Below are 18,218 nucleotides of genomic sequence, written 5' to 3' on the forward strand. Positions count from 1 at the left end.
GGGAGGAACCCGCCATGCACCAACCCGCCGGCCATCCCCATCCCCCGCGCCCGGTCTATCTGGCGCGCCGGCCCCTCCTCGGGGTCGGCCTGCTGGTCCTGCTGGTCGTGCTGGGCACGGCGGCGGCGCGGCTGACCGGCATGGGCGCGCCGGTGCTGCCGGCCGGCGCGCCGCTGGCCGCGCGCTCCCTCGTCTTCCTCGACCTGGCCGACGGCGGCGTCCTGGTGCGCGACGCCGACAGCCAGGCGGAGGTCACCCGGCTCGAGCCCGGCTCAAACAATTTCATCCGCGGCACGCTGCGCGCGCTGGCGCGGGAACGGCGCCAGCACGAGATCGGCCCCGGCGCCGCGGTGCGCCTGGCGGCATGGCCGGACGGGCAGCTGACGCTGAGCGATCCGCTGACCGGACGCATGCTGGGACTCGACGCTTTTGGCTCCACGAACCGGGAATCCTTCGCTAGGCTCCTCATGTTGAGGGAGGGTGCACGATGAGCATGCCGGCCAATCTTCTCGCCTGGATCGGCGGCCGCAGGACCGAGGACGTCGCCTGCTCGGTGGACATCGAGCAGACCTTCGACAGCCTGCACGCCCATGCCATCCCGGAGGGGGTGATGCTGCGCCCCGGCGACCGCGTGGTGGTGCACGGCGCCCCCGCCGGCATCCCCTACGGCGAGGCGGTCCGCTACCAGTGCCGCGCCACGGTCATCCGCGCCGGCTGGCTGGAGCGGGCCTGGTGCGAGTTCTCCGCCATCCTGGAACTCACCGAACTCTATCATTGCGGCTTCGAGCCCAAGGAAGCGCCATGAACGCCGTCACCCCCGCCCGCCGGCCGTTGAACGAGACGACGCGCCAGGCCACCACCGAGACCGTGCTCAGCCCGCGGTTCTACACGACCGACTTCGACGCGATGGACCGCATCGACGTCAGCGCCGTGCGGGCCGAATGGGATGCGCTGATGGCGGAATTCCATCAGGACCTGAACAAGGGGCATTTCGTCCGCACCGAGGCCTTCGACGATTTCCGCCTGGAGGCCCTGCCGGCGCCGCTGCAGAAGGAGCTGGTGGAATTCCTGGTCAGCTCGGTGGCCGCCGAGTTCTCCGGCTGCGTGCTCTATGCCGAGATCCGCAAGCGGGTGAAGAACCCGGACATGAAGGACCTGTTCGGCGTGATGTCGCGCGACGAGGCCCGGCACGCCGGCTTCATTAACGACGCGCTGAAGGACATCAACATCGGCGTCGACCTCGGCTTCCTGACCAAGGCCAAGAAGTACCACTACTTCCAGCCGAAGTTCATCTTCTACGCCACCTACCTCAGCGAGAAGATCGGCTATGCCCGCTACATCACCATCTTCCGCCAGTTCGAGCGGCATCCGGAGCTGCGCTTCCACCCGATCTTCATGTGGTTCGAGAAGTGGTGCAACGACGAGTTCCGCCACGGCGAGGCCTTCGCCCTGCTGATGCGGGCCAACCCGCAGCTGCTGCAGGGCGGCAACAAGCTCTGGGTGAAGTTCTTCCAGCTCGCCGTCTATGCCACCATGTACGTGCGCGACCATGCCCGGCCGGAGTTCCACAAGGCGCTCGGCATGACGCCGACCGACTACGACCACAAGGTCTTCGAGACCTGCACCGAGATCTGCAAGCAGGTCTTCCCGGTCACCCTCGACACCGACCACCCGGTGATGCGCCGCGGCCTCGACCGGCTGTTCCGCATCACCGAGCGGATGGCCGCGGCCAAGGCGCAGGGCGGCATTGCCGGCAAGGCGAAGGGCATCGGCCTCAGCATCGCCGCCGCCGCCACCTTCGCCCGGCTCTACCTGCTGCCCGGCAAGCACGCGCCGCTGCCGACCGAGATCCGCATGGCGCCGGCCTGGTAGAGGGCCGCACCGCGCCATGGCCGACCACGGCTTCCCCACCCTCTTCGCGCTGTTCATCTGGTGGTTCAGCACCGGGCTGATCATCTGGCTGGACGGGCTGCCGGCGCGGACCTACCGCTGGAGCATGCTGGCGGCCTCGGCGGTGCTGGTGGCGGGGCTGTATGGGCTGGCGGCGAGCAGCGCGGATGCCTCGCCCACCGGGGCCTACTGCGCCTTCTCCTGCGGGCTGCTCGCCTGGGCCTGGCAGGAGATGGCCTTCCTGATGGGCTACGCCACCGGGCCGCAGCGGGACCGCTGCCCGGAGGGCTGCACCGGCTGGCCGCGCTTTCGCCTGGCGGTGATGACGATCCTGTACCACGAGCTCGCCATCATCCTCGGCGCCGTCGCGGTGGTCTGGGCCACCTGGGGCCAGCCGAACCAGATCGGCACCTACACCTATCTGCTGCTCTGGGGCATGCGGCAGTCGGCCAAGCTGAACGTCTTCCTCGGCGCCCGGAACCTGAACGAGCAGTTCCTGCCGCCGCACCTGCAGTACCTCGGCAGCTTCTTCGCGCGGAAGCCGATGAACCTGCTGTTCCCGGCCTCGGTCACCCTCGGCACGCTGCTCTGCGCCTGGTTCTTCCACCGGGCCTTCGGCGCCAGCGCCGACGACTTCCAGGCGGCGGGCTTCACCTTCCTCGGCGTGCTCACCGCGCTGGCGATCCTGGAGCACTGGTTCCTGGTGCTGCCCATTCCTGCGGAGGCGCTGTGGAACTGGAGCATGAAGTCGCGTGCCGCGGCGCCGGAGCCTGCCGCCCCGCCGCCGGCTGAGACCAAGGCGGTGACGGGGCCGCTCCGCGCGCCATGCCCCGTCGCCTGACGACCAGACAAGGCCCCATGGGGCCGGAGGGAGGGACAATGAACTACGAAGCATTCTTCCGGAAGCAGATCGGCGCCCTCCACCGCGAAGGCCGCTACCGGGTCTTCGCCGACCTCGAACGCCAGGCCGGCTCCTTCCCCTATGCGACGCACCACCGTCCGCGCGGCAACCAGCAGGTCACCGTCTGGTGCTCCAACGACTACCTCGGCATGGGCCAGCACCCGAAGGTGCTGGCGGCGATGCACGAGGCGCTGGACAAATGCGGCGCCGGCGCCGGGGGCACCCGCAACATCGCCGGCACCAACCACTACCACGTCCTGCTGGAGCAGGAACTCGCCGACCTGCACGGCACCGAGGCGGCGCTGCTGTTCAACAGCGGCTACATGTCGAACTGGGCCAGCCTCTCGACGCTGGCCTCCCGCATGCCCGGCTGCGTCATCATCTCCGACGAGATGAACCATGCCTCGATGATCGAGGGCATCCGCCACAGCCGCGCCGAGCGCCGGGTCTTCGCCCACAACGACCCCGAGGACCTGCGCCGGATCCTGTCCGAGCTGGCGCCGGAGACGCCCAAGCTGGTCGCCTTCGAATCCGTCTACTCGATGGACGGCGACATCGCGCCGATCGCCGCCATCTGCGACGTGGCCGAGGAATTCGGCGCCATGACCTATATCGACGAGGTCCATGCCGTCGGCCTCTACGGCCAGCGCGGCGGCGGCATCACCGAGCGCGACGGCGTGGCGCACCGGCTCACCGTCATCGAGGGCACGCTGGCCAAGGCCTTCGGCGTGGTCGGCGGCTACATCGCCGGCTCGGCCGCCATGTGCGACTTCGTCCGCAGCTATGCCTCGGGCTTCATCTTCACCACCGCCATCCCGCCCGCGGTCGCCGCCGGCGTGGTCGCCAGCATCCGCCACCTGAAGGAGAGCAGCGCCGAGCGCGACGGGCTGCATGCCCGCGCCGCCGAGGTCCGCCGCCGGCTGGACGAGGCCGGGGTGCCGCACCTCGACAACCCCAGCCACATCGTCCCGGTGATGGTGCGCGACCCGGTGGTCTGCAAGCAGATCAGCGACCTGCTGCTGGACCACTACGGAATCTACGTGCAGCCGATCAACTACCCGACGGTTCCGCGGGGCACTGAGCGGCTGCGCATCACCCCGGGCCCGCTGCATACCGCCGCCGACATCGACCATCTGGTCGAGGCGCTGTCCAGCATCTGGTCGCAGTTCAGCCTGCAGCGCGCCGCGTGACCATGCAAAAGCTTACTTGGAAGTTATTTTGTCGGAGATTGGCAAATCCAAAACCATGCCCAGGCTACTGGCGTTGCTTGAACACGGGAGGTACCGAAGCTGATGCAAGACCAGAAGACCCGCCGCGCCGCACTCCAGGCCGCCGGCCTAGCTGCCATCGCCCCGCTCGGCCTGGGCCTCGGCTCGCGCCGGGCCAAGGCCCAGGACAAGCTGGCCCCCGCCATGGTCATGTACCAGGCAACGCCGAAGGATGGGCAGAAGTGCAGCGGCTGCCTGCATTTCCAGGCGCCGAATGCCTGCGCCATCGTCTCCGGCGACATCAGCCCGGAAGGCTGGTGCGCGGTCTGGGCCGCCAAGCCGGCGTAGTCCGGGGGGGCGGCCGCTCGCCGCACCAGTTCCTGCCGGCAGATCCAGGCAGGCCGGCATGAGCGGGCGCCCGGCCTTTCCCTTCTCCGCCATCGTCGGCCAGGACGAGATGAAGCTCGCCATCCTGGTCGCCGCGGTCGACCCCGGCATCGGCGGCGTGCTCGTCTTCGGCGACCGCGGCACCGGCAAGTCCACCGCGGTCCGCGCCCTGGCCGCGCTGCTGCCCGAGATCCCGGTGGTCGATGGCTGCCCCTACCGCTGCGACCCCAGCGACGACCGCATGCTCTGTCCCGACTGCCGCAGCCGCCGCGCCGGGGGGCCGCTGCCCGGCCACCTGTCGCCGGTCGCCGTGGTCGACCTGCCGCTCGGCGCGACCGAGGACCGGGTGGTCGGCGCCCTCGACATCCAGCGCGCCCTGGCCCATGGCGAGAAGGCATTCGAGCCCGGCCTGCTGGCCCGCGCCAACCGCGGCTTCCTCTACATCGACGAGGCGAACCTGCTGGAGGACCACCTGGTGGACCTCCTGCTCGACGTCGCCGCCTCCGGCGAGAACGTGGTCGAGCGCGAGGGGCTCAGCATCCGCCACCCCGCCCGCTTCGTCCTGGTCGGCTCCGGCAACCCCGAGGAAGGCGAGCTGCGGCCCCAGCTGCTCGACCGCTTCGGCCTCTCGGTCGAGGTCGCCACCCCGCAGGACCTGCCCAGCCGCATCGAGGTCATCCGCCGCCGCGACCGCTTCGACCGCGACCCCGCCGGCTTCCTCGCGGCGTGGTCGGACGCCGAGGCGATGCTGCGGAGCCGGATCCTCGCCGCCCGCGCCCGGCTGGGCGCGATCGAGGTGCCCGAGGCGGCGCTGGAACGGGCCGCCCGGCTCTGCATGGCGCTCGGCACCGACGGGCTGCGCGGCGAACTCACGCTGATCCGCGCCGCGCGCGCCCTGACGGCCTTCGAGGGCGGCGATGCGGTGGATGACGCCGCGCTCCGCCGCGTCGCCCCGCCGGCGCTGCGCCACCGGCTGCGGCGCAACCCGCTGGACGAGGCGGTCTCCACCACCCGGGTCGAGCGCGCCGTCCAGGAATTGTTCGGCGTGTGATGGCGGAGGTCCCTTCGCCCTGGGGGGACGCCGTGCTCGCCGCCACCCTGCTCGCCATCGACCCCGCCGGGGCCGGGGGGGCCTGCCTGCATGCCCTGCCCGGGCCGGTGCGCGACCGCTGGCTGGAGGCGCTGCGGGCGCTGCTGCCGCCGGGGACGCCCTGGCGGCGGGTACCGGCCGGGATCGCCGACGGTAGGCTGCTGGGCGGCCTCGACCTCGCCGCCACGCTGCGGGCCGGCCGCCCGGTGGCGGAACGCGGCCTGCTGGCCGAGGCCGATGGCGGCATCATCCTGCTCGCCATGGCCGAGCGGCTGGGCCCCGGCACCGCCGCCCGCCTCGCCGCGGTGCAGGATACCGGCCGGGTCGCCGCCGAACGCGACGGCCTCGCCCTCCGTGCCGACGCCCGCCTCGGCGTGGTGGCGCTGGATGAGGGCATCGGCCCGGAGGAGGCGCCGCCCGCGGCCCTGCTGGACCGCCTGGCCTTCCGCCTGGACCTGACCCCGCTCCGGGCCGGCGAGGCGCCCCTGCCGCCGGTGCAGGACCTCGCCGCGGCCCGCGCCCTGCTGCCCGCGGTGACGGCGGGGGCCGACGTGCTGGAGGCGCTCTGCGGCACCGCCCTGGCGCTCGGCATCGGCTCGCTGCGCGCCCCGCTGCTGGCGCTGCGGGTGGCCCGGGCGGCGGCGGCGCTGGCCGGCCGCGCGGCGGTGACGGAGGTGGAGCCGGCGCTGGCCGCGCGCCGCGTCCTCGGCCCCCGCGCCACCCAGCTTCCCGCCGCCGAGCCGCCCGAGCCCGAGCCGCCCCCGCCCGAGGACCAGCCGCCGCCCGAGGATACCCCGCCGCCGCCGCCGCCGGAGGCCGAGGCGCTGCAGGACATCCTGCTCGCCGCCGCTGCCGCCAGCATGCCCGCCGGGCTGCTCAACCAGCTGCGCCTCGCCGGCGGCCCCGGCCGGGCCAGCGCCCCCGGCAAGGCCGGGCAGCAGAAGCAGTCGCCGAAGCGCGGCCGGCCGATCGGCAGCCGCGCCGGGGCGCTGCGCGGCGGCAGCCGCCTCGCCCTGGTCGAGACGCTGCGCGCCGCGGCGCCCTGGCAGCGGCTGCGCGGCGCCACCTCCGGCCGGCTGGCGATCCGCCCCGAGGATCTCCGCATCCTCCGCTTCCGGGAGAAGTCGGAGACCGCCACCATCTTCGTGGTGGACGCCTCCGGCTCCGCCGCGCTGAACCGCCTGGCCGAGGCCAAGGGCGCGGTCGAGCTGCTGCTGGCCGATTGCTACATCCGCCGCGACAAGGTGGCGCTGATCGCCTTCCGCGGCACCACGGCGGAGCTGCTGCTGCCGCCCACCAATTCCCTCGTGCGGGCCAAGCGCAGCCTGGCCGGTCTGCCGGGCGGCGGCGGCACGCCCATGGCGGCGGCGCTGGACCAGGCGCTGCTGCTGGCGGAGGCCATCCGCCGCCGCGGCCAGACCCCGCTGGTCGTGCTGCTGACCGATGGCCGCGCCAATGTCGCCCGCGACGGCAAGGGCGGCCGCCCCCGGGCCGAGGCGGAGGCGCATGAGGCCGCCCGCGCCTGCCGCGCCGCCCGGCTCACCGGCCTGCTGGTCGATACCTCGCCGCGGCCGCAGGAGGCCGGGCGGCGGCTGGCGGCCGAGATGGGCGCCCGCTACCTGCCGCTGCCCATGGCCGATGCCGCCACCTTGTCTCAGGCGGTGCGAAGCACCGGGTCCCAGGCGATGCGGGGCGCCGGCCGATGAGCGACCGGCCGCAGTGGGAGAACGACGGCCGCGACTGGCCCAACCGCGCCGCCAGCCGCTTCGTCCAGGCCGGCGGGCTGCGCTGGCATGTCCAGCAGGCGGGGGAGGGGCCGGTGCTGCTGCTGGTCCATGGCACCGGCGCCGCGACCCATTCCTGGCGCGGCCTGCTGCCGCTGCTGGCCCGCCGCTTCACCGTCGTCGCCCCGGACCTGCCGGGGCATGGCTTCACCACCGCCCCGGCCGGCGGCCGGCTCTCGCTGCCCTACATGGCCCGCGCCCTGGCGGCGCTGCTCGCCGCGCTCGGCCAGCGGCCCGAACTGGTCGCCGGGCATTCGGCCGGCGCCGCCATCCTGGCCCGCATGGCGCTGGACGGCGCCATCGCCCCCCGCGCCCTCATCGGCCTCAATGCCGCGCTGCTGCCCTTCGAGGGGCTGGCCGGGCAGGTCTTCTCGCCGATCGCCCGGCTGCTCTCGGGGGTGCCCGCGGTGCCCTGGTTCTTCGCCCGCCGCGCCGGGGACCGCGCGGTGGTCGAACGGCTGCTGCGCGACACCGGCTCGGCGCTGGACCCCGAGGGGGTGGAGCTCTACGCCCGGCTGGTCCGCCGCCCCGCGCATGTGGCCGCGGCGCTCGGCATGATGGCGCACTGGGACCTGCATCCGCTGCTGCGCGACCTGCGCCGGCTGGCCCCGCCGCCGGTGCTGCTGGTCGGCGGCGCCGACCGCACCGTGCCGCCCGCCGATGCCAGGCGGCTGCGCGCGATGCTGCCGGCGCTCCGCATCGTCCCGCTGCCCGGCCTGGGCCACCTGGCGCATGAGGAGCAGCCGGCGCGGGTCGCCGCGGTCATCGAGGGCATCGCCGCCGAGGCGGGGGTGCTGGCGCTCGCGCCGGCATGATCCTCCCGGCCTCGCATCCGCAGCGGCTCGAGCTCAACGACGAGGTCCATGCGCGGCCGCCGGAGGCGATGGCGCCCAGCCTGCGGGTCTCCTACCTCGCCCTGCTGGCCGACCCGCTGCGCCGCGATGCCTCCTGGGAGGCGGTCTGCGACCTCGCCCGCCGCTCCGCCGTCGCCCCGCCGCTGCCGGGCGCCAGCCATTTCAGCGCCGACCTCGGCCCCTTCCGGCTGAAGTGGGAGCGGCACACCGAGTTCAGCCGCTTCATGATCATCGCTCCGGGCGCCGGGGAGGATCCCTTCGCCGATCCCGCCATCGCCGCCGTCCCGCCCGACTGGGTGCAGGCGCTGCCCGGCGAGCTGATGGTCGCCGCCCATCTGGCGCTGGTGCCGGGGGAGGCGGCGCTGGCCGACATCGACCGGCTCTCGGAGCGGCTCTTCGCCGGCAATTGGCTGGTCGGCGGCACCGTCTCCGGCGGGGCGGCGCGGGTCTTCACCGATTTCCGCATCCATACCGGCGGCTTCAGCCGCTTCCTGGTGCAGGACCGCAGCACCACCCCGCGCCAGGCGGGCCGCATCATCCAGCGGCTGCTGGAGATCGACACCTACCGGATGCTGGCGCTCCTCGCCCTGCCGCTGGCGCGGGAGATCGGCCCCTACCTCACCGCCGCCGAGCGCAAGCTGGCCGAGATCACCGCCGCGCTGGTCTCGGCCGGCCCGGCGGACGAGCCCGGCCTGCTCGAGAGCCTCACCCGCCTCGCCGCCGAGATCGAGAGCCGCGAGGCGCAGACCCTGTACCGCTTCAGCGCCGCCGATGCCTATTACGAGCTGGTGCAGCGCCGCATCGCCGAATTGCGCGAGACGCGCATGGAGGGGATGCAGACCCTGCAGGAATTCACCGAGCGCCGGCTGGCCCCGGCGATGAACACCTGCCGCGCCGTCGCCGCCCGGCAGGACGCGCTGTCCCGCCGCGTCGCCCGGGCCACGCAGCTGCTCTCGACCCGGGTGGACCTGACGCGCGAATTGCAGAACCAGGTGGTGCTGGCGAACATGGACCGCCGGGCGCAGCTGCAGCTGCGGCTGCAGGAGACGGTCGAGGGCCTCTCGATCGCCGCGGTCACCTACTACATCGTCGGGCTGGTCGCCTATGTCGCCAAGGGGCTGAAGGCCGGCGGCATGAGGCTTGACGTCGATCTCGTCACCGGCATCGCCATCCCGCTGGTGGCGGTCGCGGTGGCGCTCGGCGTGCGCCAGATCCGCCACATGGTGACGCGCCGGTCGAGGCTCATCGGACCACCATCGGGAAGGTGACGGCCATGGCCCAGGCGAGCGCCAGCGCATGCGCCGTGGCGGCGACCAGCGGCGTGCCGGTCGCCCGGTTGGCCCAGGCGCCGAACAGCCCGTAGACCGTGAGGAAGACCAGCATCACCGGCACGATGATGATGAGGAAGAACAGCCGCGGCGGGTCGAGCGCCACCGCCCCGAGCAGCGACAGCAGGAAGGCCAGCTTGGTCGCGGGATAGGCGAGGCGCGCCGCGCCCGGCCCGCGCGTCGCCCATTCATCCGCCAGGAACCAGGGCAGCGTCCCCACCAGCATCGCCGGCACCAGCCAGAGCCGGTGCGGCGTGGGCCAGAAGCTGGTCAGGAAGGCCTCGATCGGCAGGCCGAAGCCGAGGATGCCGAAGGCGGCGACCGCCGCCGCCGCCAGCGCGAAGCGCGGCGCCGCGATCGGCCCGGGCCGCCGCGCCCCGCGCCACCACAGCGCCGCCGCCGTCAGCGCTCCGTACAGGGCGAAATGCAGCACGAGGTAGTCGCCGAGCAGCAGCGGCAGCAGCTCGGTCGGCAGCAGCCGCAGCAGCAGCGGCGTGACGATGGCGGGTCCGAAGACCACCGGCCAGAGCCGCCGCCAGCCGAGCCCCGCGCCCTGTCCCGGACCGACCCGCGGCAGCAGCAGCGACAGCGGCCAGGCCAGCAGCAGCAGCCCGCCGAACAGCAGCCCGAGCGCGCCGCCGCGGACATCGAGCCGGCCGCCGCCGCTCCGGCCGAAGGCCTGGTTCAGCCAGTCCCGCGCCGCCGCCAGGCTGTCCCGGCTGTAGAGCACGCCGATATGCTCGACGCCGCGGGCCAGGACCAGCCGGCGCGCGGTGCCATCGGCGAAGCGGCCGTAGGTGGTGCGCTCCGCCACCTCGCCCGGCGTCGCCATGCCGGCGATGCGGCGGCCTTCCCCGATCAGGAAAGCCGGCTCCCAGGCGCCGACCACCACCAGCAGGTTGCGTGGCCGGTCGGCGGTGACCTTGGGGCCGAACAGGGAGAGCGCCACCGTCGCCCCGACCTCGGGCCGGTCGAGCGCCCAGCGCACGACGATGTCGGAGGCCATCGAATGCCCGAGCAGCGCCAGCCGCCCGTCGCCCAGCCCGCGCGTCGCCGCGACCACGCGGCCCAGCGAATCGAGCAATGCGCCGGCGGCGGCCGCATCATCCCGCAGCCCGCCCGACAGCGGCTGCGGATTGCGCCCATGGCCGGGGAAGTCGAAGGTCACCGCGACATAGCCGGCCTGGGCGAGGGTATCGGCGAAGGGCTGCATCATCTGCTGCGACCCGGCGAAGCCATGCGCGATCACCACCACCGGCCCCGTCGCATCGGGCTGGCGGAACACCGTCGCCGGTACCTCCCCGACGGCGATCCGTTCCACCTGCAGCCCCGCGCGCGCCGCGCGCAGCCGCGCCAGCCCGAGGCCGATGCCCACCAGCGCCAGCAGCGCCATCGCCACTGCGGCGGTTCGTCGAAAGCTTTGCATGCACCGCGAAGATTGGCATGGACGCGTGGCGTGGAACAGCGACGGCGATTGACCTGCATCCTGTTGCCGACCCATCATCGCGGGCCACACGGGAGCCAAGAATGAAGCAGCCTGCATGAGCCGCCGCGTGGTGATCATCGGCGCCGGCATCGGTGGCCTCGCCGCGGCCCTGGCGCTCGCCGCGCGCGGCATGGAGGTGCTCGTGCTCGAACGCGCCGCGACGCCCGGCGGCAAGATGCGGGAGATCGCCATCGGCGAGGCGCGGATCGACGGCGGCCCGACCGTCTTCACCATGCGCTGGGTCTTCGACGAGCTCTTCGCCCAGGCCGGCACCACGCTGGCCGAGCATCTCACGCTGCAGCCCGTCACCACCCTCGCGCGCCATGCCTGGGACGGCGGCGCGCGGCTGGACCTGTTCGCCGACATCGAGCAGTCGGCGGCGGCCATCGGCCGCTTCGCCGGCGCGGCCGAGGCGCGCGGCTACCTCGACTTCTGCGCCCGCGCCCGCCGGACCTATGCGGCGCTGGAGGGGCCCTTCATCCGCGGCGCCCGGCCGAGCCCGGTCTCGCTCGTGGCCCGCGCCGGGCTCGGCGGTGTCGGCCGGCTGCTGGCGACCTCGCCCTTCAGCACCTTGTGGAACGCGCTCGGCGAGCATTTCAAGGACCCGCGGCTGCGCCAGCTGTTCGGCCGCTACGCCACCTATGTCGGCTCCTCGCCCTTCCTCGCGCCGGCGACGCTGATGCTCATCGCCCATGTCGAGCAATCCGGCGTCTGGCTGGTGGAGGGCGGCATGCATCGGGTGGCCCGCACCGTCGCCGATCTCGCCGCCGCCCGGGGTGCGGGCTTCCGCTACGGCGCCGAGGTGGCCGAGATCCTCGCCGCCAATGGCCGCACCACCGGCGTGCGGCTGGCCGATGGCGAGGTGATCCCGGCCGCCGCCGTCATCGCCAATGCCGACGTGGCGGCGCTGGCCGCCGGGCGCTTCGGCGCGGCGGCGGCGAAGGCGGTGGGTGCCGTGCCGCGCGCGGGCCGCTCGCTCTCGGCGGTGACCTGGGCACTGACGGCGCGGACGCAAGGCTTCCCGCTGCTGCGGCACAACGTCTTCTTCTCCGGCGACTATGCCGGCGAATTCGCCGACCTCACCAGCCGTGGCAGCCTGCCCGCGACCCCCACCGTCTATGTCTGCGCCCAGGACCGCGGCGACGACGATGCGGCGCGCGAGGGCCCCGAGCGCCTGCTCTGCCTGATCAACGCCCCCGCCCGCGGCGACTACCGCCCGCTGCCCGAGGCCGCCGTCGCCGCTGCCGAGCGGGCCGCCTTCGCGCTGCTGGATCGCGCCGGGCTGCGGCTGGACCGCGCGCCGGAGCGCACGGTGCTGACCACGCCCACGGGGTTCGATGCGCTGTTCCCGGCGACCGGCGGCGCGCTTTATGGCCAGTCGGTGCATGGCTGGCAGGCGACCTTCGGCCGGCCCGGATCGCGCACGAAGCTGGCCGGGCTGTTCCTCGCCGGCGGCAGCACGCATCCCGGCGCCGGCGTGCCGATGGCCACGCTGTCCGGCCGGCTCGCCGCCGCCGCCGTGCTGGGGGAGGCGGCATGAGCCGCGCCTGGGCCTTCGACCAATCGGTGCCGCCGCGCGGCTATTGCTGGTGGTATGTCGATGCCCTCAGCGACGACGGCCGGCACGGCATCACCCTCATCGCCTTCATCGGCACGGTCTTCTCGCCCTGGTACGCGCTGGCGCGGCGGGGCGGCGGCGGCGACCCGGAGAACCACTGCTGCCTCAACGTCGCGCTGTATGGCAACCCGCGCCGCTGGGCGATGACCGACCGCCGCCGCGATGCGCTGCGGCGCGACGCGGATCACCTCGAGATCGGCCCCAGCAGCCTCGCCTGGGACGGCGAGACGCTGACCATCCGGATCGAGGAGACCACCGCGCCCATCCCCTCCCGCCTCAGCGGCACCGTCCGGCTGCGGCCGCAGGCGCTGTCCGAGCGGCGTTTCCAGCTCGATGCCGATGGCCGTCATCAGTGGCAGCCGATCGCCGCGCGATCCCGCGTCGAGGTCGCGTTCACCAGCCCCGCGCTGCGCTGGTCCGGCCCCGCCTATTTCGACACCAATGCCGGCAGCGCGCCGCTGGAGCAGGATTTCATCCGCTGGGACTGGTGCCGCGCGCCGATGGAGGAGGCGACGGCGGTGCTCTACAACGCCGAGCGCCGCGACGGCACCTCCCAGTCCCTGGCCTTGCGCGTCGGCCGCAACGGTGTGGTCGAGGATTTCGAGCCGCCGCCGCGGGTGGACCTGCCGCGCACGCGCTGGCTGATCCCACGCCCCACGCGATCCGAGACCGGCGCCGCGCGCGTGGTCCGCAGCCTGGAGGATACGCCCTTCTATTCCCGCAGCGAGATCCGCACCCACCTGCTGGGCCAGGAGGCGACGGCGGTGCATGAGAGCCTGTCGCTCGACCGTTTCCGCTCGCCGGCGATGTACGCCATGCTGCCCTTCAAGGTGCCGCGGCCGCTGCGCTGACGGGATCGCCGTACCAGCCGACGTCGAGCGTCGCCACCTCGCCGAAGGGCACGCCCCGGGCGCGGGCCATGGCGATGATCTGCCAGGCGGTATAGGGCATGGTCAGCAGCGGCAGCGGGTCGCGCCAGTGCCAGGTCACGTCGCGGGTGCCGACCAGCTGCTGCAGGTTGGCGCGGAAGCGCGGCCAGTCGCCGAAGGCGTGCTGGGTCTCGGTCAGGCAGGACCAGAATTGCTGCAGCTGGCGGTCCGGGCGGAAGCGCACCGCCGTGCCCGGCGCGACGATCGCCGGGGCGAGGTCCTCGGGCGCCAGGAAATGCAGGCCACTGGTGGTGCGCGGGTTGCACTCGATCCCCCAGGGCTTGCCCGCCTCATCCACTACGAAGTCGAAGGAGATGAAGCCGCTGTAGCTGGTGCCGGCGATGAAGCGCGTGACCCAGGCCTCGATCGCCGGCTGGTCGGTGACGCGCTCGAAGGCCACCGCGACGCTTCCGGACAGGGTGACCGCGCGGTACACCACCGTCACCGCCGGCTGCCCGCCATGGGCGAGGGAACAGGTGCTGTAGATCGCGCCGGGAATGAAGGCCTGGACGATCGCCGCCTCGTCCCGCGGCAGCGGCGAACCGCGCGGCAGCATCCGCACCCCGCGGCCGGAGCAGGAATAGACCGGCTTCACCACCACATCCTGCCGCGCCACCATCGCCGCCGCGGCCGGGTCGCCGAGCGCCACCGTCTCCGGCGCCGCCACCCCCTCCGCCCGGGCGCGAAGGATGAAGCGGTGCTTGTCGTGCAGCGGCAGCACCACCTCCGGCGGCATGGTGAAGACGCGCACCTCCGGCCCGACCAGCGGGGCGAGGAAGGCGACATGCATCGTCTCCTCCGAGATCGGCACCACCAGGCCGACATCCTCCCGCAGCACGACATCGGCGAGTTCGGCGAGGTAGCGGTGCCGGTCCACCGCGGGCGCGGTGACCTGGTAGCTGCGCGCGACATGGCGGGAAGCGCCGGCCAGGTGCCGCCGGAAGGGCTCGGCCACCACCACCCGCCAGCCCGCGGCGGCGAAGCTGCGCGCCAGGTCGAGCGCCTTCGGCAGCCGCCCCAGCGTCAGCAATACGGTCTTCACCGCCGCGCCACGGTGCAGAGGATCTGCTCCGCCGGCCGCGTCGTCAGCCGCGCCGCCGGGCGCACCTTCTCCGCGTCCCGCACCTTGAAGTCGAAGCGGCGGAACAGCCGGGCGATCAGCAGCGTCGCCTCGATGGTGGCGAAGGCCGCGCCGGCGCAGATGCGCGGCCCCAGGCCGAAGGGGATATAGGCGCCCGGCGTCAGTTCGGCCTCGCGTTCCGGCAGGAAGCGGTCGGGGTCGAATTGGTCGGGGTTGCGCCAGTACTCCTGGTGCCGGTGCAGGGTCCAGGGCGCGATCATCACCAACGCGCCGCGCTTGACCGGGTAGTCGCCGATCATGGTCCGTTCGTTGGCGATGCGCGGCAGGAAGGTGATCGGCGGGTAGAGCCGCAGGGTCTCGCGGAAGACGTTGCGGACGAAGACGAGGCGCTTGGTGTGCTCGAATTCCACCGGGCCGTCGCCGACCACGGCGTCGATCTCCGCCCGCATCCGCGCGACCACCTGCGGCTGCGTCGCCAGGATGAAGAAGACCCAGGTCAGCACGCTGGCGCTGGTCTCATGCCCCGCCAGGAACAGCACGCCGAGCTGGTCGATCAGCTCCTCCCGGGTGAAGGCCCGGCCGCCCAGGTCGTCCCGCGCCGCGATCACCGCCGCGGCGATGTCGTCGAAGCTGCGCCCATCCCCCAGCAGGTGGGTGTCCAGCAGCTCGCCCAGCTGGTGCCGGATCAGCCGGCAGGCCTCCAGCACCCCCGGCTGCTGCGGCACGCGGGTCCAGGCCGGGTCCATGATGAGCCGGCGGATCTCCACCTGGGCCACGCTGCGCTCGAAGACGGTGAAGGCGTCGAAGACGTCGTGCGCCACCTGGGTCTGCAGGGTGGTCGAGAAGACGGTGCGGCAGATGATGTCGGCCGTCAGGTGGCTCATCGCCAGGTCGAGCGAGAAGGGGGCGCCGGTCCCGGCGGCTTCCTCCAGCGTCGCCTCGCAGGCATCCACGCCGGCCTGCATCGCCGGGAAGGCCCGGTTCACCCGCATCATCGACAGCGCCGGGTCGATCATCGCCCGCTGCCGCTTCCACGTCGCGCCGCTGCTGACGAAGATGCTGTCGCCGATCAGCGGCTCCAGCGCATTCACCATCAGGTCGCTCTTCGGGAAGATCCCCTGCGGGTCCAGCAGCACGTGGCGCACCAGGTCCGGCTGGTTGACGATGATGGTCGAGCGCCGGGAATAGCCGAGCGGCCCGATCTTCATGCGGTAGGCCTCGGCCGGCAGCAGGCCGAGCAGGTTGCCGTCGCCCTGCAGGGCGGCGCGTACCAGGGCGACAAGGGCGGAGCGGGCCTTCGGTCTCGGGGGGCAGTACACCGGAACCTCCAGGCTGTGGCCGGACGTCAGTTTAGGTTTACACTACATACTGTCAATGCATACTGTCAGCCGGAGCCGCGGAACGCCGTCCCATGGAATTGGCCCTGTTTCACACCCTGGTCGCCGGGCACATCGTCACCGGCAGCACCGGCGCCCTGGCCTTCTGGGTGCCGATCCTGGCGCGCAAGGGCGGCGCGGAGCACAAGCGCTGGGGCCGCGTCTTCACCTTCGCCATGCTGGCCACCGGCTGCTGCGCCGTGCTCATGGCGCTGCTGACCACCTTCGAGCCGATGGCGACGCATCCGCATCTCGAGGGCCGCTTCGAGCCCGGCTTCATCCGCGGCATCTTCGGCTGGATGATGCTGCACATGGGGGTGCTGACCATCAACCTGGCCTGGTACGGCTGGCTCTGCATCAAGAACCGCCGCAACCATGCCGCCAACCGCACCCGGCTGAACCTGGCGCTGCAGGCCGCGGTGATCCTGGCGGCGGTGAATTGCGCGGTGCAGGGCTGGCTCATCGGCCAGCCGCTGATGATGGGCATCTCCCTCGTCGGCGTCGCCACCGGCGTCACCAACCTGCGATTCCTGCTGAACCCGACGCCGGCGCCGCAGGCCTGGCTGCGGGAGCATATCAAGGCGCTCGTCGGCGCCGGGATCTCCGTCTACACCGCCTTCCTCGCCTTCGGCTCGGTCCGCGTCATCCCGGAACTCGCCTTGCATCCGGTGACCTGGTCGATCCCGCTGGTCACCGGCATCTCCATCATCCTGTACCAGTGGCGCAAGCTGGCGAAGCCGCCTACCCGCCGCACCGCCGCCGCCTAGCGGAAGCTGGCCGCGTCCGGCACCACCTCGTCCAGGATCTTCGCCGAGGAGACCACCCCCGGCAGCCCCGCCCCCGGATGCGTCCCCGCGCCCACCAGATAGAGGCCCGCCACCTCCTCGCTGAGGTTGTGCGGCCGGAACCAGGCGCTCTGGAAGAGCTGCGGCTCCAGCGAGAAGGCGGCGCCATTCACCGAGAGCAGCCGGTCCTGGAAATCCTGCGGCGTCAGCAGGCGGGAGGTGACGATCGTCTCCCCCAGCCCCGGCATGATCGTCTCCTCCAGCCGCCGCTGGATCGCCGCCCGGTAGGGCTCCGCCTTGGCCCGCCAATCCACGCCGCCGCCGAGATGCGGCACCGGCGCCAGCACGTAGAAGGCGTCGCACCCCGCCGGCGCCAGCGACGGATCGGTCGCCGTCGGCCGATGCAGGTACAGGCTGAAATCCTCCGCCAGATGCTTCTTCGTGAAGATGTCGTCGAGCAGCTCGCGGTAGCGCGGCCCCAGCACCATGGTGTGGTGATAGACATCCTCGAAGCGCCGGTTGGTGCCGAAATACCAGACGAAGAGGCTCATCGAATACCGCGCCCGCTTCAGCTTGCGGTCGGTCCAGCGGCGGCGCTTGTGGCGCGACAGCAGCCTGCCATAGGTCCAGGCGACATCGGCGTTGGAGACGACGATGGCCGCCGGGATCTCCTCCCCATCCGCCAGCCGCACGCCCGTCGCCCGGCCCGCCTCGACGGTGACCTGCTCCACCTCGGCGTTGTAGCGCAGCACCCCACCCTGGCCCTCGATCAGCCCGACCAGCCCGGTCACCACCGCGCCGGTCCCGCCCATGGCGAAATGCACGCCATGGGTCCGCTCCAGATGCGCGATCAGGCAGTAGTAGGCCGTGGTGGTCAGCGGATTGCCGCCGATCAGCAGCGGGTGGAAGCTGAAGGCGATCCGCAGCTTCTCGTTGCGGAAATACTGCCCGACCTTGTTGAAGACCGAATGCTGCCCGCCCAGCCGCAGCAGGTCCGGCGCCGCCGCCAGCATGGTCATGAATTTGTGGAAGGGCTGCGCCGCCTGCTGCAGGAAGGCGATGTTGTAGATCGCCTCGCTGTCCCGGATGAAGCGGTCGAAGCCGGCGACATCCTCCGGCTCGATCCGCCGTACCTCCGCCCGCATCGCGTCGAGGTCGGCGGTGCAGCGCATCACCGTGCCGTCGTCGAAGCGGATCTGGTAGAAGGGGTCGATGCTGCGCAGGTCCACGTCATCGGCCAGCCGCTTCCCGCACAGCGCCCAGAGCTCCTCCAGCAGATAGGGCGCGGTGATGATGGTCGGCCCGGCGTCGAAGACGAAGCCATCCTGCCGGTACACATAGGCCCGGCCGCCCGGCGCATCGAGCTTCTCCAGCACCGTCACCCGGAAGCCCCGCGCCCCCAGCCGCACCGCCGCCGCCAATCCGCCGAAGCCGGAGCCGATGACGATGGCATGAGGGCGGGTCTCGGACATCGGCTTTCCCTGCACGGTGGTTTCTTGGG

17 protein-coding genes are annotated in these 18,218 nt (G+C 72.7%); 13 read left to right on the forward strand and 4 right to left on the reverse strand.

Annotated features, from left to right (window positions below; translation table 11 throughout):
• Positions 1–14 precede the first annotated feature (14 nt).
• The 10 genes from puhC (at position 15) to QWZ14_RS24640 (ending at position 9,382) form a co-directional block, all read left to right on the forward strand.
• Complete coding sequence (gene puhC / locus QWZ14_RS24595; RefSeq protein ID WP_290319616.1) at positions 15–491, forward strand: photosynthetic complex assembly protein PuhC; 477 nt, start codon at positions 15–17, stop codon at positions 489–491.
• Positions 488–805 carry a hypothetical protein gene (locus QWZ14_RS24600; RefSeq protein ID WP_290319617.1) on the forward strand — a complete coding sequence of 106 codons (318 nt, stop codon included), beginning with the start codon at positions 488–490 and terminating at the stop codon, positions 803–805. Before puhC ends, QWZ14_RS24600 begins: the two co-directional genes overlap by 4 nt.
• Complete coding sequence (gene acsF, locus QWZ14_RS24605) at positions 802–1,872, forward strand: magnesium-protoporphyrin IX monomethyl ester (oxidative) cyclase (RefSeq protein WP_290319618.1); 1,071 nt, start codon at positions 802–804, stop codon at positions 1,870–1,872. The genes QWZ14_RS24600 and acsF overlap by 4 nt, the downstream gene beginning before the upstream one ends.
• Positions 1,873–1,888: 16 nt before the next feature.
• Entirely contained in the window at positions 1,889–2,731 is an 843-nt protein-coding gene (gene puhE / locus QWZ14_RS24610; protein ID WP_290319620.1) for a putative photosynthetic complex assembly protein PuhE, read from the forward strand.
• A gap of 38 nt (positions 2,732–2,769) precedes the next feature.
• Positions 2,770–3,981 carry a 5-aminolevulinate synthase gene (hemA, locus tag QWZ14_RS24615; protein WP_290319621.1) on the forward strand — a complete coding sequence of 404 codons (1,212 nt, stop codon included), beginning with the start codon at positions 2,770–2,772 and terminating at the stop codon, positions 3,979–3,981.
• Between the two features lie 102 nt (positions 3,982–4,083).
• Positions 4,084–4,347 carry a high-potential iron-sulfur protein gene (locus QWZ14_RS24620; protein ID WP_290319622.1) on the forward strand — a complete coding sequence of 88 codons (264 nt, stop codon included), beginning with the start codon at positions 4,084–4,086 and terminating at the stop codon, positions 4,345–4,347.
• A gap of 58 nt (positions 4,348–4,405) precedes the next feature.
• Positions 4,406–5,437, forward strand: coding sequence for a magnesium chelatase ATPase subunit I (bchI, locus tag QWZ14_RS24625; protein ID WP_290319623.1), 1,032 nt, complete (start codon positions 4,406–4,408; stop codon positions 5,435–5,437).
• Positions 5,437–7,182, forward strand: coding sequence for a magnesium chelatase subunit D (locus QWZ14_RS24630; protein ID WP_290319624.1), 1,746 nt, complete (start codon positions 5,437–5,439; stop codon positions 7,180–7,182). The genes bchI and QWZ14_RS24630 overlap by 1 nt, the downstream gene beginning before the upstream one ends.
• Entirely contained in the window at positions 7,179–8,075 is an 897-nt protein-coding gene (gene bchO / locus QWZ14_RS24635) for an alpha/beta fold hydrolase BchO (RefSeq protein WP_290319625.1), read from the forward strand. The genes QWZ14_RS24630 and bchO overlap by 4 nt, the downstream gene beginning before the upstream one ends.
• Positions 8,072–9,382, forward strand: coding sequence for a DUF3422 family protein (locus QWZ14_RS24640; protein WP_290319627.1), 1,311 nt, complete (start codon positions 8,072–8,074; stop codon positions 9,380–9,382). The genes bchO and QWZ14_RS24640 overlap by 4 nt, the downstream gene beginning before the upstream one ends.
• Here QWZ14_RS24640 and QWZ14_RS24645 read toward each other — a convergent pair.
• Positions 9,357–10,835 carry an alpha/beta hydrolase gene (locus tag QWZ14_RS24645; protein WP_290319719.1) on the reverse strand — a complete coding sequence of 493 codons (1,479 nt, stop codon included), beginning with the start codon at positions 10,833–10,835 and terminating at the stop codon, positions 9,357–9,359. The two genes, QWZ14_RS24640 and QWZ14_RS24645, sit on opposite strands and share 26 nt — an antisense overlap.
• Positions 10,836–10,983: 148 nt before the next feature.
• Here QWZ14_RS24645 and crtD point away from each other — a divergent pair, with 148 nt between their 5' ends.
• Positions 10,984–12,468, forward strand: coding sequence for a 1-hydroxycarotenoid 3,4-desaturase CrtD (gene crtD, locus QWZ14_RS24650; RefSeq protein WP_290319628.1), 1,485 nt, complete (start codon positions 10,984–10,986; stop codon positions 12,466–12,468).
• Positions 12,465–13,397, forward strand: coding sequence for a carotenoid 1,2-hydratase (locus tag QWZ14_RS24655; protein WP_290319629.1), 933 nt, complete (start codon positions 12,465–12,467; stop codon positions 13,395–13,397). The genes crtD and QWZ14_RS24655 overlap by 4 nt, the downstream gene beginning before the upstream one ends.
• On the opposite strand, the gene QWZ14_RS24660 is transcribed toward QWZ14_RS24655, so the two are convergent.
• Both QWZ14_RS24660 and QWZ14_RS24665 read right to left on the reverse strand, forming a co-directional pair.
• Positions 13,372–14,517 carry an ATP-grasp domain-containing protein gene (locus QWZ14_RS24660; protein ID WP_290319630.1) on the reverse strand — a complete coding sequence of 382 codons (1,146 nt, stop codon included), beginning with the start codon at positions 14,515–14,517 and terminating at the stop codon, positions 13,372–13,374. The two genes, QWZ14_RS24655 and QWZ14_RS24660, sit on opposite strands and share 26 nt — an antisense overlap.
• Positions 14,514–15,875: a cytochrome P450 gene (locus QWZ14_RS24665; RefSeq protein ID WP_290319632.1), complete on the reverse strand. Its 1,362-nt coding sequence runs from the start codon at positions 15,873–15,875 to the stop codon at positions 14,514–14,516. The genes QWZ14_RS24660 and QWZ14_RS24665 overlap by 4 nt, the downstream gene beginning before the upstream one ends.
• 92 nt (positions 15,876–15,967) lie before the next feature.
• Here QWZ14_RS24665 and QWZ14_RS24670 point away from each other — a divergent pair, with 92 nt between their 5' ends.
• Entirely contained in the window at positions 15,968–16,699 is a 732-nt protein-coding gene (locus QWZ14_RS24670) for a hypothetical protein (protein WP_290319634.1), read from the forward strand.
• Here QWZ14_RS24670 and QWZ14_RS24675 read toward each other — a convergent pair.
• Entirely contained in the window at positions 16,696–18,189 is a 1,494-nt protein-coding gene (locus QWZ14_RS24675; protein WP_290319635.1) for a phytoene desaturase, read from the reverse strand. The genes QWZ14_RS24670 and QWZ14_RS24675 overlap by 4 nt on opposite strands.
• Positions 18,190–18,218 lie beyond the last annotated feature (29 nt).

Origin of the sequence: Paeniroseomonas aquatica (assembly GCF_030409335.1) — a bacterium.
GTDB lineage: Bacteria > Pseudomonadota > Alphaproteobacteria > Acetobacterales > Acetobacteraceae > Belnapia > Belnapia aquatica.

Excerpts from the sequence above, each read along its gene's own strand:
- puhC (WP_290319616.1), top strand. The coding sequence starts at position 15 with ATGCACCAACCCGCCGGCCATCCCCATCCCCCGCGCCCGGTCTATCTG.
- QWZ14_RS24600 (WP_290319617.1), top strand. The coding sequence starts at position 488 with ATGAGCATGCCGGCCAATCTTCTCGCCTGGATCGGCGGCCGCAGGACC.
- acsF (WP_290319618.1), top strand. The coding sequence starts at position 802 with ATGAACGCCGTCACCCCCGCCCGCCGGCCGTTGAACGAGACGACGCGC.
- puhE (WP_290319620.1), top strand. The coding sequence starts at position 1,889 with ATGGCCGACCACGGCTTCCCCACCCTCTTCGCGCTGTTCATCTGGTGG.
- hemA (WP_290319621.1), top strand. The coding sequence starts at position 2,770 with ATGAACTACGAAGCATTCTTCCGGAAGCAGATCGGCGCCCTCCACCGC.
- QWZ14_RS24620 (WP_290319622.1), top strand. The coding sequence starts at position 4,084 with ATGCAAGACCAGAAGACCCGCCGCGCCGCACTCCAGGCCGCCGGCCTA.
- bchI (WP_290319623.1), top strand. The coding sequence starts at position 4,406 with ATGAGCGGGCGCCCGGCCTTTCCCTTCTCCGCCATCGTCGGCCAGGAC.
- QWZ14_RS24630 (WP_290319624.1), top strand. The coding sequence starts at position 5,437 with ATGGCGGAGGTCCCTTCGCCCTGGGGGGACGCCGTGCTCGCCGCCACC.
- bchO (WP_290319625.1), top strand. The coding sequence starts at position 7,179 with ATGAGCGACCGGCCGCAGTGGGAGAACGACGGCCGCGACTGGCCCAAC.
- QWZ14_RS24640 (WP_290319627.1), top strand. The coding sequence starts at position 8,072 with ATGATCCTCCCGGCCTCGCATCCGCAGCGGCTCGAGCTCAACGACGAG.
- QWZ14_RS24645 (WP_290319719.1), bottom strand. The coding sequence starts at position 10,835 with ATGGCGCTGCTGGCGCTGGTGGGCATCGGCCTCGGGCTGGCGCGGCTG.
- crtD (WP_290319628.1), top strand. The coding sequence starts at position 10,984 with ATGAGCCGCCGCGTGGTGATCATCGGCGCCGGCATCGGTGGCCTCGCC.
- QWZ14_RS24655 (WP_290319629.1), top strand. The coding sequence starts at position 12,465 with ATGAGCCGCGCCTGGGCCTTCGACCAATCGGTGCCGCCGCGCGGCTAT.
- QWZ14_RS24670 (WP_290319634.1), top strand. The coding sequence starts at position 15,968 with ATGGAATTGGCCCTGTTTCACACCCTGGTCGCCGGGCACATCGTCACC.
- QWZ14_RS24675 (WP_290319635.1), bottom strand. The coding sequence starts at position 18,189 with ATGTCCGAGACCCGCCCTCATGCCATCGTCATCGGCTCCGGCTTCGGC.